This is a genomic window from Myxococcales bacterium (genome assembly GCA_022563535.1).
Taxonomy (GTDB): Bacteria; Myxococcota_A; UBA9160; order UBA9160; family UBA4427; genus DUBZ01.
Genome location: JADFNE010000008.1, coordinates 1 through 16889 on the forward strand (window position 1 = coordinate 1; position 16889 = coordinate 16889).

The following is a 16889-nucleotide window of genomic DNA, read 5'->3' on the forward strand; positions in this document are numbered from 1 at the left end:
TGAACGTCGAGCTTGCGGGCGCATCTCCGCAAACCGACACCCTGACTGCTCGGGGCTTCGACGGGCGAGATGGCAACGGCAACGGCTCCATTACGCTGGTTGCAGGCGGTACCACGAATCGAACCACGTCACATCTGGAATTCCCGGCACTGGACGTGGTTACGTTGGTATTCGACGACGGCCTTTTGACGCCTTCGATGGGTCCGGCCGGTCTTGCGACCGTCGCCACTTTGATCGCCCTGTCGGCAGGTTTCATGCTTCGAAGGCGGTTCGCTAGCGAGGCGTAGATCCCCGCAAAACGAATCACGCAGAAACATCAAGGGCACGGCCATAACACGGCCGTGCCCTTGAACGTTTTGTGGCCCTGGCGATTCGCTGGGGGCCCAATGCTGTATCGTGTCGAAGAGTAACCATCGATAGGGTGTCGGGGAGGTAGGTCAGAATGTTCGCGTCCAACGTGTCCAACGTGTCCAACGTAGTGAAGTCGCGGGTGCGGTTGAGAGTGCGATGGAGATCCCTGGTTGGGCTCATCGCCGCATTCAGCATCGCCTCCGCTGGGTCACTGGCGGCGATGAACGCGGGCACTGATCAAGCAGAGGAAGCTTCGGGCTCGGTTGTCGAGGTGGAGACCGAAAAAGTCACAGAAGCCACAGAAATCGAAGAAGTCACACAAGTCGAAGAAGTCACAGAAGTCGTGAAAGTCGAACAGGTCGAAGAATTCGACTGGGAATTGGTGGGACTCTCGGTGTTCGACGCGGTTGTATTGCGACCGGTTGGTGTCGTGGCCACCCTGGGTGGCTTCGCTCTTTTTGTCGTGTCAGTGCCCTTTGTGGCGCCTGCAGGGCGCATTGCAACAGCTTGGGACATCTTCGTATACGCATCCTACGACGATACCTTCGTGCGGCCCCTCGGAGAGATCTAGTTCCACCCATCCATCGATGCCTCATTCACCCAGCAGGCGGTCGACCTGGATTCGGAGCCTTTCGAGTTGCGGATCGCGCGGAATCCTGAGCAGCACGCTTTTCGCCCGCCGCGCGAACTCCTGGCTCTTCGATCGGTTGGCGAGAAACCGAGGGTTGATTTTCGAGAGGGAATCGAGGGCTGCCAGGTGATCCCCGGCCAGGACGCTTGCTTGGGCTCGAAGCAACGTGCGGTCAGACCAGCGAGAAATCGAAATCGCCCGGTCGATGATCTCAACGGCCTCTTCCCCCAGTCGGGGTTCATCACCCGCGATGCGCCACTGCGTTTGCAGCCATGAGGCCTGGCCCGAGAGGGGGTGCTGGCGCGAAATCACAGCGAGCGCAGAGTCGAGGGTGCGCAATGTCTCCCAGTCTTCTGCGACCTCGGCGATCCAGCCGGAGACCACCGCCTGTTCTGCCCCGTAAAGGGGTAGCTGGACGAAATCCGCGGGATCGGCGCCGTGACCGATCGCGTACTTCGACAGAGCCAGTCTCGCCGAGCGTGCTTGCAGGTGCCGCGGATCTTCCTCCAACACCGATTCCAATGCTTTGCGCGCAGTCTCAGACTTGCGCACGGCTGCGTTCCTGATCGCGCCAGCAACCTCGATGTCCAGGGGGTTTTCCAGGCTCTCGGCGAGCTGCTCACTGCGCCCGTGCTTGAGCAGGCTCATCAGGTAGAAGACGTCCAGCCGATCGCGCGAAAGTGCAGGCAGCGGGTCGTGCAGACTGACCAGCTGATGGATTCGCCCTCCGATGGCGCGGCCGAGAATCCTGGGAGTTCGAAGCTGGATGATGTTGTGATCGTCTCGATTGATCTCGGCACCCCGCGCAAGTTCACGCACTCCTTTCTCGTCCAGGATCAGACTCGCAAGGACATCCTCGCGGGAATAGACGTTGAGGTGTCGAAAATCCTCAGGCGCTTTGGCAATCGCCTGGGCCGCGGAGTTTGGCATGTCGAAGGGAGCGTCCGAAGCGAGAAACAACACTCCAGCGCTGCCGGCCGGATTGTAAACCTGGACGTAATCGAAGACTTCGCCGAGGGTGGCGAGCAAAGTCCGAAACAGTGGCTCGTCGACAAAGTGCAGCCCAATCCACTGGACGAACACTCCTTCGGGCTCGAGGTGGTCTTGCGCGAGTTCGAAAAACTCTTGGGTATAGAGATGGGATGCGCCGGCCGACCAGGGGTGCGACGGCTGCGACACGATCGCGTCGAAGCGCTGGTCTGTCAGGATCAGGGCGTTGCGCGCGTCGTTCAGGTGCACGGTGATTCGGGGATCCTTCAAGGGATCCCGCCAGCGCAGATCGCCCAGGCTGCGATTGGCCTCGACCACTTCGGGCTCCAACTCGATCACGTCGATCTGCTCGATCAGCGACGGGACGGTCTCGAGCGCCAGGCCCCCCCCGAAGCCGACGACCAACAGCGAATTCGCCTCGGGCCGAGCCAGGCTGGGCAGCCCCCCCAGCCAGCGAGCCACCAGCCCCTGGTCCCGGGGTATTCCCGGTCGGGTTATTCGGCCTTCCGGGTTGCCGTTGGTGCGGAGGAACCATTGAACGGGAGATTCCAGCAGCAAAACCGTCGCGGCCCGTCCGACTCCCAGGTAGCGGATCGTGTCCTCCTGGTTGGCAGCACGAGCCAACGCCGAATAGCGCAGAATCTTCCAGGGTTGACCAGGGGGAAGCATCACCAATGCCACCAGACCGACCGCCCCGGCGATTTGCAGCCGCCGAGGGCGCCGATCGACCAGGCCCCACGCGGTGGCGATCGCGAGCATCAGATTGAGGGCCACACAGGCGATCAGCGTGCCCGCATAGCCGAGGACGGGAATCACGAAGAAGCCCGCAGTGATTGCGCCCACAACCGATCCCAGGGTGTTCACAGCGTAAACCCGAGCGCTGGCGGGACCTGCGTCGGCTTCGTTCCTGGCCATCACGCGCACTGCAAATGGGAAGGTGGCACCGATCAGCGCAGCCGCTGGGAAGAGAGTCAGCGTCGATGCAACCCAGTCGACCAGCAGCTTGGAGTAGCCGCTGTGTCTCAAGCTCTCGGTCAGTGACGGGATCCAGTCCACTGCGGAAAAGGCCACCAGGGAGAGTCCAGCGATGCCAAGTTGAGCGATCGCAAAACCGCTCGCGGCTCGCTCGCGGGTTGTGCCCAGCCGTGAGGCCACCGCTGCGCCGAGGGCGATGCCAGCCAAGAAGCTGGCCAGCATGGTTGAAAATGCGTAGACGCTGCCGCCGAGCATGTGCTCGAGCAGGCGCACCCAGAGGACTTCGTAGGTGAAGGAGACCATGCCGGAAACAAAAATCAGCGGAAGCATCCACGCCGTCTTGCCGGCAGCGGGCAGGTCGCGGGTCGGCAGAGCTCGATCGGTCGAAAGTCGGTTCCCTGCGCTGCGAGCCAGGGCCCAGGCGGCCAGAAACACCAGCCCATTGAATCCAGCCGCCACATAGATGGTCTGGCGCAGACCGAGGGTCGGGAGCAGCAGAAACGCCGCGACGATGGTTCCCACCACCGCCCCGGCCGTGTTGATCGAATAGAGCAGACCGATCTTGCTGCCGATCTCATCTTCAGTGTGCACCGAGTGGCGCACCAGCAGCGGTAGGGTCGCGCCCATCATGGCGGTCGGGACCATCAGAATTACGAAGGAGCAAACCAGATAAAACAGGGCCGTCGAGAGTCCGCCAGTGCTCGAAAGTGCTGCCTGCCCTCCGAGCAGCGCCACATGCAGCGCCTGAGAGCCATCAATCGCGAAGGGAACGCCCAGAGCGCTCAGCCCGACCCCCAACTCCAACAGGCCATAGGTGAGCAGCGGCCGGGTGATCCGGTGGGCAAAGCGGGCCGCAACAGCTGCTCCAGCCGCCAGGCCCGCCATGTAGGCTGCGAGCACCGTCGCCACGGCGAGATTCGAGGTCCCGAATACGAATGCGAATTCGCGGGTCCACGCGGTCTGGTAGATCAGGCCCGCCAGTCCCGAAAGGAAAAAACAGACCAGGAGCAGGGAGAACGATACGTTGCGGCGCATTCTTCGGGGTGTTTACCAGAGAGAGATCGGCGACTTGCGTGCGCGCGTCCGCTGAGATCGGTCTGAATCTGCGCGCCGCCGCCGGCGTCTCTGCATCCGCTGTTGAAGTTGTACCCGCCTCGCTTCCAGCCACTCCTCGCGGTTGGTGGGGCCGCCGTTGCCGGATTTGAGGATCATGTCCTTCTTCTCGCGCATACGGCAGAAATCTGAATAGGCTTCGATCTCGTGCTCGAGCTCTTGCACGACCAACTCGATCATGATCGCGTCATCGAGGAAACCGATCCCGGGGACGCAGTCGGGGATCAAATCCTTGGGGTCTGCGAAGTAGGCGAGGGCTCGCACGACTCGTTCGCGGTCCTCCCCTTCAAGGCGCCATTCCTTGTCGTTCACCATGTCGATCATCGAGCGCAGCTTTTCGGTGCGTTCGATTACGAATTCCGGGGCTTCGGTGGGGAGTTCGGCCAGTGCGGCGGTGGCGCGGGAAATCAATTCGTCGCTCGACTCGCTATCGGATCGCGACTTGACCTCGGCCAAGATTCCTCGGAAGTAATCCAGATCCTGATCACTCAGTTCGAACGTGACTTTCAAGGGCATGGCGGACGGATCTCCAATTTCGGGTTTTCGACCGTGGGCTACGGTAGCCCGGCTTTGAGTCTATCAGAGGGTCCACCATAGCGCCGTCGAACGCCACAGTGCAAAACCCGGCTTCGCGGGCTCGAGCGAAATCGATTGGAGAGTTTCAGGAGTCGGGTGAAACCTGCAGTTCCTAGTGGGCCGCAGGCATCGCATCGCTCTGGGCAGCGCCAGGGACTTCAGTTCTAAAACGAGTTTGCAAAATTCTATCGCGCCACTCGGCGTCTTTGCCTTCAGCGACAATGCCCCGCAATTTCAATCGGACGTGATTGCGCAGTCCCGGGTCCTTTTTTCGAGTTCCCACGAGGTTGATGCGCGCCAGGGATGCGATCGCAGCCCGCGGGTCGCCCATCGCCTCCGCCGCTCGGGAGCGCAGCAGCAACAGCCGATTCGATCGCGTAGCGCGATAGGCGACGTCGATGATCTCGATCGCATTCCGGATGTGGATGGAGTCTCCGGTTTCGATTCGCCAGTTGGCTCGGAGAAATACGGCTTCTTGGTAGAGCGCGTTGGTGGGGGAAATGGCTGCAAGTTGCTTTTCCAGAGCCTGGACTCCCTGCCAATCGCTTTTTCCACTGCGCAGCATCGCGTCAATGAGATCTTGTTCCGCGGGGGTGGGGTCGATGTCGGGCAGTAGTTGATCGACCTCGACCCTTGTCGAGGAAGCGAAGCTGTACCGGAGCAATTGCGCTCGAACCCTGGCATCACCCGGGTACTTCTTCAAGTATTGAATGAGTCGGGGGCGACCCGCCGATCCCCCAATTCCCAACAGTCGAAGAGTCTCGCGATCCTTCGGTTTATCGAGGCGCTTGGCCAGTTCGAAAGCGCGTTCAACCTGTTGTTGGGACTTCAGCGCCAGCGCCAACTCGACCCCATCGAGCCTGCCCTCCGCGACAAAACGTCGGAGTGGATCGTGGGTGCGAAAGGCACTGTTGACTTTGCGCTTGCTTTGGGCTTTTTCGTCTTTCGACAGTCGGCCAATCTTCGGAGACCGCATTTGGAGCAGGTTTCGATCGTCCGAAGTCAGCTCGGCATTCTGAGCAAACGCGACACTTGCTTCGGAATCCAACAGCAGATAGGTGGCGAAGTCCTCTTGCGTGTAGAGCCCCGTGCGAATCGAGATGTCGGGGTCATGCACACGAAGCGCGTCGAAATCGAGCAAGTCGGGCAGAGGAGAGTTCGAGGCGACAAAGAGAATATTTCGATAGACATGAACGTATTCGAAGTGGTCGAGCAGGGTTCCGACCATCGTCTTCAACAGGTCTACATCGACGAAGGCCCTGCCGATCCATTGAACGAGGACCCCCTGCTCGTTGAGGTGATCGGACGCCAGTCCGAAAAATTCTCCCGTATAGAGATGCGCCGCGCCCCCAGTCCACGGATGCGATGCTTGCGCTGCGATGACGTCGAACTTCTGATCACTCAGAAAGAGCGCACTGCGCGCGTCGTTGATGTGCACATGTACGCGCGGGTCTGCGAATGGGTCGATTGCTCGCCGATCTCCCAGCCAGCGATTGGCCGCGACGACTTCCTCCTCGAGTTCGATGACGTCGATTCGTTCGATGTTGAGGGGGATCTGCTCGACCGTCACGCCTCCGCCCAGCCCGACGACCAACATCGAGCGCGCCTCCGGTCGCAACAGGGGCCCAATGGTTCCGAGCATGACTGCGGTCGCCAATTTTGTTGGAGGTTCTTCTGGCGTGGAGACCATCGACTCCGGCAGGCCGTTTGTTGAAAGCCTCCACTCGGTGGGTGAGGTCCGGGTCAGCAGGACCGTCGCGCTGCGGCCAACCTCGAAGAAGTCGACATGTCCGGCGATGGGGGCATTGCTGCGACCCAGCGGGGTAGTGCGCAGGACCTGCCAAGGCTCTCCGGGCAAGAGCAACCCGAGCAACACGGCCGCCGCGGCGGGGATGGCCAGGAGAATTTTTTTCTGTCCAGCGAAGAACAGAGCGGCGGCCCCAATTCCCAGGTTGGCGGTGATCCCGAGCGCAATCGTGTCGCGGAAGCCGAGCTCAGGCAGCAGGATGAAAGCGGTTCCGATCGAACCCGCGATCGCCCCAACCGTGTTCCAGCTGTAGACCCGGGCGCTCGCCGGGCCGGCATCGTCGGCGTCGCGAGCCAGGATTCGCACCGCGAAGGGAAAGGTTGCGCCAATGCAGATTGCTGCGGGCAACAAGACCATCATCGCGAGTGTGACATCGACGACAAGATGACTCGCGCCGCCCAACAGCTGGATCACCGTTCTGGCGTAATCAATCGCTGCGAAAGCGGCGCCGGTCAGCAGTGCGATACCCACCTGGGCCCAGGCGAAGAGCTTCAGTGCGCGCACCGGTGAGTTCGCGAGCCGACTCGCGCCGGCGGAGCCGATGGCGATTCCGAGCAGGAAGCTCGCCAGCATGGTTGTAAATGCATAGATGCTTCCGCCGAGCAGTTGGGAGAGCAACCTCGCCCAGAGAACCTCATAGACGAACGAGAGCGCACCGGAAAACAAGATCAGAGGCAGAATGAAGTGCATCCGGCGCGGCGCAGATCGACTCGAGACCTGTGAATCTTCGCGGCTCGGCTCCGGCGCCACCGCGACCGCTGCGCTGCGGACGAGATACGCGACGATCAGAAACACGAGCACATTGGCCGCAACCGCAACGTAGACGGTTCCGCGAATACCCAGGGTGGGCAGAAGTGCAAAGGCCGCGGTGAGCGTACCCGCTACGGCGCCCGCAGTATTGATGGCGTACAACGCGCCGATGCGTGGTCCAATCTCCGCGTCGTTGCTCACTACCTGGCGAGACAGGAGTGGCAGCGTGGCACCCATGAAGGAAGTGGGAATCATGACGATGACGAAGGTTGTCACCAGATAGAAAGTAGAGATTGCCAGGGGGTTCGTTTCGCCAAATGCACTCTGTTGCCCAAACAGCGCGATCAGCAGTTGGGTCGCGCCCCAAAGGGCCACGGGTACCAGGAGCGCTGCGATTCCGATGCCCAATTCGAGGAACGCGTAAAGCGCCAGAGGGCGATGGGTGCTGACCGCGATGCGGCCGCCGACAGCAGCACCTCCGGCAAGTCCCGCCATGTAGGCAGCCAGTACCGTCGCGACCGCGAGTTCGGAGGTGCCGAAGACGAAAGAAAACTCGCGGGTCCAGGCCGTTTCGTAGATCAGGGCCGCGAAACCAGAAAGGAAGAAGCAGGCCGCAACGATGATGAAGGAGCGATCTCTCATCCCGCAGCGACGATCATGATTCGCCCCAAGAAACGACTGCAGTCATGAATGGGAGCACGGGCGATGTCGAATACCTGCATTTGCAAACGTTACCAAAGTCTGAATGGCGATTTGATCGAAGTTGTGCGCATGCGCTCTGTATCGCTTCGTCGTCGTCGTCTCATTCTGCGCTGAAGCGATTGCCGCCGCACTTCGAGTTTTTCGTCGTCGATCTTCTTGCCGCGTTGGCCTCGAAATGCGCAGAAGTCATCATAGGACTTGATCTCGTGCTTGAGTTCTCGGGCGACCAACTCGATCATGATCGCATCGTCGATGTATCCGATGCCGGGAATGCGATCGGGGATCAAGTCCTCTGGATCCGCGAAATATGCCAGTGCATCCAACACCCGGGCCCGGTCACGACCTTCGAGGCGCCACTCGGTATCTCGTACCATCTCGACCAGTTTTTCGAGGGTCTTGAGGCGAATGCGCACGAAGTCGGGCGACTCGGCCTCGATGGCCCTCTGTACCAGGGTCGAGGCGCTCTTGATCAGCTGTGCTTCGTCTTGATCACTGCGATTCGTGCGCGTGCGCTTGAGGCGTTCGCGAAAATACTTGATGTCGCGTTTCGTGAGTTCGAAGCTGACTTTGATCGAGGATTCGGTTGTCATGAATGCTTGCGCCCTCCCAGGGCTTTGTGTTTTATGGGGCCAGACTCGGCCGCGTATAATAGCCAGATCAATTTGTAATAGAAGGAAGAGTTCCATGAGCGTCAAACGAAGTGTCGAACAACAGTTTGGCCCCGCGGCCGAGGACTACGCATCCTTCAACTACCACGCGGCGGGGCCGGATCTCCCAGCCATGCTCGCGGCGGGAGCGCTTTCCGGCGAAGAGCGCGTGCTGGATATCGGGTCGGGGGCAGGGCACACAGCATTGTTGTTCGCGACCCAGGCCCGCGAGGTCGTGGCGTCGGATCCAACCCCGGCAATGCTCGACCAGGGCAGGCGACTGGCCGCGGAGCGAGGCCTTGCCAACGTATCGTTCGAGCTGACATCGGCAGAATCGATGCCGTTCCCGGACGCATCCTTTGACCGCGTGACTTCACGCCAAAGCGCGCACCATTACGCCAGCGTTCCCGCGGCCCTTTGCGAAGTGGCGCGGGTCCTCAAACCCGGGGGACGCTTCGTTCTGATCGACTCCTTCTCGCCCGACGACGACGAGTTCGACAGCTTCCTGAATACCATCGAGTTGCTGCGAGACTCCAGCCACGTCCGGGACTACCGCGTCTCCGAGTGGACCGAGATGTTCGCCAAGGTTGGCTTTGAGCTGCAGGAACTGGAAAGCTGGGACATCCCGCTCGAATTTGAAGATTGGGTGACTCGCTCGAGAACTCCGGACGACGACGTTGTGGCACTGCGCTCGTGTTTTGCCGAAGCTTCCGACCGAGTGCGAAAGCGCTTCAGCGTGCACGGTGAATGCGACTGGTCCGTACCCATAGGGCTCGTGGTGGGGAGTCGGGCCGACATCCCGCATTCGCGGTCGAGGCGATAGCTAGGAGCCTGACCCAAGACTCGTCGCGACGCCCATGCGCCGATGCATCGCCGCTGGCTGCGTTGCGTAACCTTGCTGTAGCCAGCTACAGCTGCGATTCCGCGCCTTGCCAGCGGCGCGCCTCGACGCCTGGGCTTCCCACGAGAGTCTTGGGTCAGGCTCCTACTTCTGGAAGCGGCGGAAGGTGGCTACAGAAGTTTCGCGAAGGTGGGATCGCCCAGCGCATTGTGAAGTATTTCGGGAAACGACTCCTGGACAAATCGCACCCCACACTGCGGGACATCAGGGCTGTCCTCCCATTGACAGGACCAGACGATCTCCGCATCCAAAACGGCGCTACCCCCCGGTAGATCGCAAACCTCGATCTCGATTCGCGTCCCTGTTGCGGGGGGAGTGGATGCGACGACAAGACAGCCGCCCCGGGAAAGGTCTTTGATGTTGACGCGACTCCATTCGTCGTCGCTTCCGGCGACACGCAGGCGAGCGCGACAGGTCACCGGGCAGCGCAGATACATTCTCGATTCAATTGCGTTCTCCCACGCAGATCCCCCGTCCAGGATGTCGATAATCGCTTCCTGGAATGGCCCCTTTAGCGGCGGACTCATGCGCATGATTTCTGCGCTGCCATCGGAGCCGATCCTGCTTCGCAGCACAGGCCACACGCTGCGAATGGCGAAGAGCTTGTTCATGCCTTCGGTCTTGCCACGGATCAACGCAGCCAGGTCGACCAACCCAACTGCCGGAGGGTTTTGCAGGCACAGGAGCAGGAACAATTTGGGATCGCTGACGAAGCGAAATTCGAGTGAATGATCTTCGGCTATTTCGCAAAACTGCAGCGCGTAGAGTCGTTCCAGTTTCTCATCACACAGGATCAGAATCAGGCTCGAATCCTTGTCGATTTGATCGTCTTCCACGAAACTCTCCGTGCGGCCAGGCCGAGTACGTGTCGATCCTATCGCCCAGTTCGCCATTGAGGCTGAGCGCCTTGCACTGCAGCTGCCGCGGACTACGTGCGGAAACAGCATCTGAATCCATCTGTCCTATGCTGAGGCCTTCGGACCCTCGAGATGGGTTAGGAGAATTGGAAACTTGTCGACTCGCAACTGCAGTATCCGCACTGCTCTTATTTTTTCCCTCTGTTTTTCGGTTGCGGGTTTGCTGATAGGGTGCCGCGAAGAGTCGGATCCATCACCTGTTGCACCGGTCGCGCCGCCGACGCGAGAGTCGCCAAATCTGGTGATCATTACCCTCGACACCACCAGGGCTGACGCTCTGGGTGCCTACGGTCAGTCATTCGCGACCTCGCCAAGTTTCGACCGGATGGCCAAAGAAGGCACGCTGTTCGAAGACGTCATGACTTCGAGCCCCGAAACCGTTCCCGCCCACGCCACCATCTTCACCGGAAAATATCCGTTCGCTCACGGAGTGAGGGGCAACGCGGGCTACGTCCTTTCAGATGATCATCTCACCCTGGCCGAGGTCCTGAAATCCGCTGGCTATGTGACCGGGGCAGAGGTCGCGGCGATCGTCATGCGGGAAGAAACCCAGATCAGTCAGGGCTACTCGACGGTGCGAGGTCCCCACAGTGAAGGGGCGCGATTGAAGTCTCTGTTTCGCGAACGCGACGGGGAGATCAAGGCCGAGGTCACCATGGTGCGGGATGGTTCCGACATCACCGACAGCGGCATCCGATTCGTGCGCCAGCATCGAAATGACAAGTTCTTCCTTTGGCTTCACTACTTTGACGCACACGCACCCTACCAGGCACCTCCTCCATTCAGCGTAGAGATATCCGATAGTCCCTACCACGCGGAAGTGGCATACCAAGATTCTCAGATGGGACGCTTCATAGAGGAATTGGAGAAACTCGGGTTGCGCGACAACACGCTCGTGATCGTGACGGCCGATCACGGCGAAGGTCTGCTCGAGCACGGCGAACGCACGCATAGCTACTTTATCTACGACACAACGATGCGCATTCCCATGATTTTCTGGGGCCTTCCGGAAGTGTCCGGCGGCAAGCGGATCGAGTCCCTCGTGCGCAGCGTGGACATTGCCCCGACTGCTCTCGATCTCCTCAGGCTCTATCCGCTGGACGACATCGACGGGGTGTCGCTTGCACCGTTGCTGGGCGAAGCGCATTCGGCTCTCGATCTCACGGCGTATGGAGAAGCGAGCCGCGTCGTGTCGACGTTCAATATTTCGCCACTGCGTTTCGTTCGGGAGGGGCGCTGGAAGTACATTCACAAGGTCAATCCCGAACTCTACGATGTCAAAACAGACCCCGATGAACTCAATAATCGGATCGCCGCCGAGCCCGATGTTGCGGCACGACTCCACGCGAAACTCGAATTGATTCTCGGCGCAGCGCCTGCAAAGAGCATGGCTTCCGTCGATGAACTGACGCACCAGGTGGAATTGCAGCTTCGGGCCCTGGGCTATGTCGAGGTCGCGGGTGGCAAGTCGTTCGCGAGTGAAGGCGAATCCCTCGAAGTATTTGGCGAGGATCCGACGACAAAAACTGAAGACATGGATCTCATCGCTTTTGCAGTTGGGGCCATCGTCGCAAAGAAGTTCGAAGCTGCACTCGAGTGGGCCGAGCCGTTTTTGCGGCGAAATCCCGACAGTTCTCTGGCGACGAACCTTCTGAGCGAGAGTTATGAAGGTGCCGAGCGATGGACTGACGCAATTCCCCTGCTGCGTCGAAGCCTGGAGTTCAATCCCCAGGATCTCCGTATAAAAGAAAGGATGGTGACCGCACTCGCGGCCGAAGGCAGGAACCAGGATGCGATCGCCGAATTATTCATCCTGAATCTGGAGCGTGTATGTCACGAAGAGACGGTCAGCATGCTCAATCGATTGCTTCACGTCGAGCGGAGATTCGAGGAGCAACGGGACGTGATCAGTGCTGCCGTTTCGGACTGTCCTGAGATTTCGAGCAACGTCAACAACTATGCCTGGCTCCTCGCCACAATTCCCGACCCGGGCTTGCGCGACGGTGCCAAGGCAGTTGGATTGATACGGCAGGCAATCGCGAACCTCGGAAAGCGCGACCCCGCTTATCTCGACACCTTGGCCGCTGCCCTGGCGGAACAGGGTCGATTCGAAGAGGCGATCCAGATCGAGACAGAGGTCATCGAGAAATTGAAGGCGGCCGGTGCATCGAGCGCGGTCGTGCGAGATTTTGAAAATAATCGCGACAGCTATCGATCCGAATTGCCAATGAGAGATCCACCGGTCTGAGCTGAATCGCGTGATTCAGCTCAGACGGGCCACTCTCAGATGAGTCCATCGTTCGCTTGATTATTCTCGAAGAAGTCGAAGTCGATGCTGATCGCCGCGGAGAAGATCACTCTTCGCTGTTGCTCCGACCATTGACCTTGCATGAAGTCGATCAAGAACGTATCCGCATCGGTAAAAATTTCGCGCAGGGCTCCACCCCAACGTTTGGTGATGCTGGCCTCTCCGATTCCACTGGTGCTTACGACGGGAAACGTCCAAATTTTCCAGAGGGGGCCCTTGATCCGAGCGAAGAGAATTCCGGCTTCGTCATATAGATCGTATTTTCGGTAGAGCAATCCAAAGCGTCGCTGAACGCGTCCGAGGGTTCGCCCCGTTGGATCCTGAATCTCCATGTTCGAAAAGAGGAAAAAGAACGACCGCATCAACTTGAGCGCGAGTCCTCCGTTCGAGTCGAATACGCCGATTTCGAAGGGCCGATGGGAACGCAAGAAAGACCGCGCCAAGAAATCGGCGATCCCGCCAGACTTCTCAACCACCGTGCCAACTTCGTTCTGGTGGACATCCAAGATCGTGTACTGGTTCTTGGTTTCCCAATCGATCATGATCTCCGTCCATTCTTTGCGTTGCCGGACGAAGAGTTGTGGGTGATCTGCAAAAATCGCTGAGTCGCTCATCGCGTTTCAGCATGCCACCCGAAGTTCGTCGAGGCAAGGCCAGCAGAAACGCTCCAATGGTCGGAATTAAATCCACCGAATTGACGTGGATCTAGCCCCCCGCTGGATCTACCTTTTGGAAACGGGTCCTGGAGCTCCGAAGCCGCGACGATCAATGGTGCTGGGAGAAAAATGAATGCCGGACAATGAGCGGTGGCCCTTTGCGGGGCTGCGAGTCGTAGATCTCGCGACGGAAATTGCCGGACCGTATGCGACGAAGCTCCTGGTCGACGCGGGCGCGAACGTAATCAAGGTGGAGTCACCCCAGGGCGATCCGTTGCGCCGCTGGTCAGCGTCGGGAGCTGAACTCGCCGCTGGCGACGACGGCCCCTTGTTCGAATTTTTGAACGCTTCGAAGCGCAGTGTCGTCATTGATCTCGATACGGTGGAGGGCAGGGCGGCCCTGCTCGACCTGGCGGCGACGGCGGACCTCCTGATCGAAAGTTTTGCACCCGGTACCCTGGATGAACTTGGGCTTTCGCTCGCTGTTCTTCAGCAACGCAACCCGGGGCTCTCGCTGGTTTCGATCACTCCCTTTGGCCAGACTGGCCCCTGGCGCGACAGGCCCAGCAGCGAATTTACGCTGCAGGCTGCGGTCGGCTCGACGGATTACCGAGGCCTTCCCGGTCGCAAGCCGGTGGCAACGGGAGGGCGACTCGGCGAATGGGTGGTCGGAGCCTACGCTGCGGTGGGGGGATTGTGCGCATGGCTTTCGGCCGGAAAGACTGGCGCAGGTCAATACGTTGACGTGTCGAGTTTCGAAGCCCTGGTGTTGTCGATGACGGTTTATCACGACCTGAACGGCCAGTGGACCCAGGGTCGATTGCCGCGGGGTATCGATCTTCCGTCGATCGAGCCGGCCAAGGACGGCTGGGTGGGGTTTTGCACGATCACGGGTCAGCAGTGGGTCGACTTCTGCGCCATGATCGGCCAACAAGAAATGGCCGAAGATCGCTCCTACCTCGATGGGCATCATCGGATGGAACATCTTGATTTCATTCAGAATATCGTCCACAGCTGGACCCGAGAACGGACTGTAGACGAAATTGTCGAGTTGGCGACAATGCTGCGTGTGCCGGTGGCACCCGTCGGCAACGGACGCACTCTGCCCGATGTCGATCACTTCGCCGCGCGAGGAACGTTTCGGAAAAACGAGAAGGGCGTAGTGCAGCCGCGACCGCCTTACCTGTTCGAGAAGAGTGAGCTGCGCCCCCCCGGACCCTCGCCCTCGCTGGGGCAACACACACAAGAAGTGCTCGACGAAGTCGCCGGGTACGAGGGTGAGTTTGCAGAGCGTACGGCTGGCACCCCGCTTCCCCTCGATGGACTGCGCGTGCTCGACCTGACGACCTTTTGGGCTGGACCGCTTTGCACGTGCTTGTTGTCAGACATGGGTGCCGATGTGCTCAAGGTCGAATCCATTCAGCGCCCCGACGGCATGCGCTTTGCCGGTGCCCGACCCGTCGAGCAGATGTGGGAATGGTCGGCGGTCTTCGCCGGCGCCAATACGGGCAAACGCGGTGTCACCCTCCAGTTCGACAGTCCGGAAGGTCTGTCGTTGTTGAAGCAGTTGATTGAAAAAGCGGACATCGTGATCGAAAACTTCTCTGCGCGGGTGATGGAAAACTTTGGCCTCGGCTGGGAAGCGGTGCGCGAGATCAATCCCGAGATCATCATGGTGCGTATGCCCGCGTTCGGGCTCGACGGTCCGTGGCGGGATCGTCCCGGGTTCGCGATGACGATTGAACAGGCGAGTGGGTTGGCCTGGTTGACGGGCTATGAAGATCTCCCACTGGTAATCCGCGGGGTGTGCGATCCGGTGGGCGGCATGCATGCGGTCATTGCGCTGTTGGCGGCTCTGGAACATCGGAAGCGAACCGGTGAGGGACAGTTGATCGAGGTCCCCCTGGTCGAGGTTGCACTGAATCTCGCGGCAGAGCAGGTGATCGAGTACTCGGCGTTTGGCGAAGTTCTTTGCCGCGACGAAAATCGTTCACCGGCAGCTGCGCCCCAGGGCGTCTACTCGTGCGCGAACGGTGCTGAACTTGCCCTTTCGATCTCAACCGACGAGCAGTGGAAGGCACTTTGCGCATTGATGGGCGATGCAGCGCTGAGCGCTGATGCATCGCTCGAGGATCGGGCGGGTCGCCGGAAGGAACACGATCGAATCGACGAGAAATTGGAGCTGTGGCTGGCCGAACAATCGATCGATCGAGTGGTCGAGCAGTTGCTCGACGCGGGTGTGCCGGCTTCTCCACTCATCAACGGCCACCAGTTGATGCCCAATCCGCAACTCTTGCACCGCGAGTTCTTTCAGAACATGCAGCATCCAACTACCGGAGATACTCGCTATCCGGGCTTCCCGATGAATTTTTCAATTCTGGGAAAACAGCTCCACAGCGCACCGCCTCCGACCCTCGGTCAAAACAATGACCAGATGTTGAAGGAAGAACTGGGCCTGTCTGATGAAGAGGTCGAAGTTCTTCGAGAAAAGAAGGTCATCGGCGAACGTCCGACCTTCATGTAGCCACCCATGTAGTGATGACCCTGTAGCGTTGCCGCCCAGGCCTCTAGGCTTGACGAGAATCAGCGATCGTGAGACCCTGAGCGAAGGACCTTGAAGATCGAGAGCACCGAAATGCACACCTCACCCAACGAAATCCCCAGCCCATCGAGAAAGGTAAGGGGCCCATTCAAACCACTGGGTGAGGGATGTCTCGAGGGCAGCTTGCATGGGGGAGTATGCTAACGCGTGAATCTCGGCTCGCGAGGGCATCCAGTAGATCGTGTTGGCGGGGCTGATTGGCGGATACCGCAGTTCAATTGCCTACCATGTCGCAATGCTGAATCTGCCCGAGAGTATTGCGAAACGAATCGGCCTTTTTGGCTTGGCGGTTTTATTCCCCGGAATGGGCGCACTCCATTTTGCCAGCACCGATTCGTTTATTGCTACCATGCCCGCCTACCTGCCACTCCAACTCGAATTGGTCTATCTGAGTGGAATGTTCGAGATCGCTTTCGGCATTGGCGTATTGGTGCCGAGATTGAGGCGACACGCGGGATACGGCCTGGTGCTGCTTTTGATCGCCGTGTTCCCGGCGAACGTCAACATGGCCTTGCATCCCGATCAATTCCTCGCCGACGGCGTTTCAGCTGCCGCCCTCTACGGGAGGCTTCCGTTCCAGCTTCTCCTTATCTACTGGGCTATCTGGGCGACCCGGCCCGACCCGGTGGAGTCGCTTGACCGGATGTGTTAGTGAATCGACCATGGGATTTTCGGAAGTTTCCACCAACAGTCCGCGTCTGTATCCCGTTCGAGCCTGGCTCGCGAGCTTGATCTTGATGTTGGCTTGGGGCGGCTGCTCGGCGGAGCCGACCAAATCGCAGTACGTCAGCTCGGTCGTCGCGGTGGAATGTGCCGAGGGCAACGGGTCAGAGCGTCGCGAATGCAGGATCGAGGTCATCAAGCGCTTCCTCGACGTGTCCCTCGAAGAGATGAAGGCGCAGTATCCGAAGCCAGATCCGCCCTTGCGGCCGGGTTGCTCGCTTTGGTAAATCGAACGTTGCT

At 59.7% G+C, this 16889-nt stretch carries 13 protein-coding genes; 7 read left to right on the top strand and 6 right to left on the bottom strand.

What is annotated here, in order from left to right; genetic code table 11:
* Window positions 1–287 (top strand): hypothetical protein (locus IH881_04155; protein MCH7866863.1); only part of this gene is annotated, 287 nt, incomplete at its 5' end.
* Between the two features lie 155 nt (window positions 288–442).
* Window positions 443–922 (top strand): hypothetical protein, encoded by a 480-nt coding sequence (locus IH881_04160; GenBank protein ID MCH7866864.1) that lies wholly within the window; start codon window positions 443–445, stop codon window positions 920–922.
* 21 nt (window positions 923–943) lie between these two features.
* Here the strand turns inward: IH881_04160 and IH881_04165 are convergent, their stop codons facing one another.
* From IH881_04165 to IH881_04180, 4 genes are all read right to left on the bottom strand, one after another.
* Complete coding sequence (locus IH881_04165) at window positions 944–3982, bottom strand: fused MFS/spermidine synthase (GenBank protein ID MCH7866865.1); 3039 nt, start codon at window positions 3980–3982, stop codon at window positions 944–946.
* Window positions 3983–3994: 12 nt separating this feature from the next.
* Window positions 3995–4576 carry a DUF1232 domain-containing protein gene (locus IH881_04170; GenBank protein MCH7866866.1) on the bottom strand — a complete coding sequence of 194 codons (582 nt, stop codon included), beginning with the start codon at window positions 4574–4576 and terminating at the stop codon, window positions 3995–3997.
* 172 nt (window positions 4577–4748) lie between these two features.
* The gene (locus IH881_04175) at window positions 4749–7835 is read right to left on the bottom strand and encodes a fused MFS/spermidine synthase (protein MCH7866867.1); all 3087 of its coding nucleotides are present in this window, start codon (window positions 7833–7835) and stop codon (window positions 4749–4751) included.
* A gap of 89 nt (window positions 7836–7924) precedes the next feature.
* The gene (locus IH881_04180) at window positions 7925–8485 is read right to left on the bottom strand and encodes a DUF1232 domain-containing protein (protein ID MCH7866868.1); all 561 of its coding nucleotides are present in this window, start codon (window positions 8483–8485) and stop codon (window positions 7925–7927) included.
* A 94-nt stretch (window positions 8486–8579) separates the two neighbouring features.
* Here IH881_04180 and IH881_04185 point away from each other — a divergent pair, with 94 nt between their 5' ends.
* The gene (locus tag IH881_04185; protein MCH7866869.1) at window positions 8580–9365 is read left to right on the top strand and encodes a methyltransferase domain-containing protein; all 786 of its coding nucleotides are present in this window, start codon (window positions 8580–8582) and stop codon (window positions 9363–9365) included.
* Window positions 9366–9553: 188 nt separating this feature from the next.
* Here the strand turns inward: IH881_04185 and IH881_04190 are convergent, their stop codons facing one another.
* The gene (locus tag IH881_04190; protein ID MCH7866870.1) at window positions 9554–10279 is read right to left on the bottom strand and encodes a PilZ domain-containing protein; all 726 of its coding nucleotides are present in this window, start codon (window positions 10277–10279) and stop codon (window positions 9554–9556) included.
* Window positions 10280–10601: 322 nt separating this feature from the next.
* Here IH881_04190 and IH881_04195 point away from each other — a divergent pair, with 322 nt between their 5' ends.
* Entirely contained in the window at window positions 10602–12608 is a 2007-nt protein-coding gene (locus IH881_04195; GenBank protein ID MCH7866871.1) for a sulfatase-like hydrolase/transferase, read from the top strand.
* A 35-nt stretch (window positions 12609–12643) separates the two neighbouring features.
* Here the strand turns inward: IH881_04195 and IH881_04200 are convergent, their stop codons facing one another.
* Entirely contained in the window at window positions 12644–13282 is a 639-nt protein-coding gene (locus tag IH881_04200) for a hypothetical protein (GenBank protein MCH7866872.1), read from the bottom strand.
* A 175-nt stretch (window positions 13283–13457) separates the two neighbouring features.
* Here IH881_04200 and IH881_04205 point away from each other — a divergent pair, with 175 nt between their 5' ends.
* The 3 genes from IH881_04205 to IH881_04215 all read left to right on the top strand — a co-directional run bounded on the left by IH881_04205 (window position 13458) and on the right by IH881_04215 (window position 16876).
* Entirely contained in the window at window positions 13458–15848 is a 2391-nt protein-coding gene (locus tag IH881_04205) for a CoA transferase (GenBank protein ID MCH7866873.1), read from the top strand.
* A 313-nt stretch (window positions 15849–16161) separates the two neighbouring features.
* The gene (locus tag IH881_04210; GenBank protein MCH7866874.1) at window positions 16162–16578 is read left to right on the top strand and encodes a DoxX family protein; all 417 of its coding nucleotides are present in this window, start codon (window positions 16162–16164) and stop codon (window positions 16576–16578) included.
* A gap of 10 nt (window positions 16579–16588) precedes the next feature.
* Window positions 16589–16876 carry a hypothetical protein gene (locus tag IH881_04215; protein MCH7866875.1) on the top strand — a complete coding sequence of 96 codons (288 nt, stop codon included), beginning with the start codon at window positions 16589–16591 and terminating at the stop codon, window positions 16874–16876.
* Window positions 16877–16889: the final 13 nt, after the last annotated feature.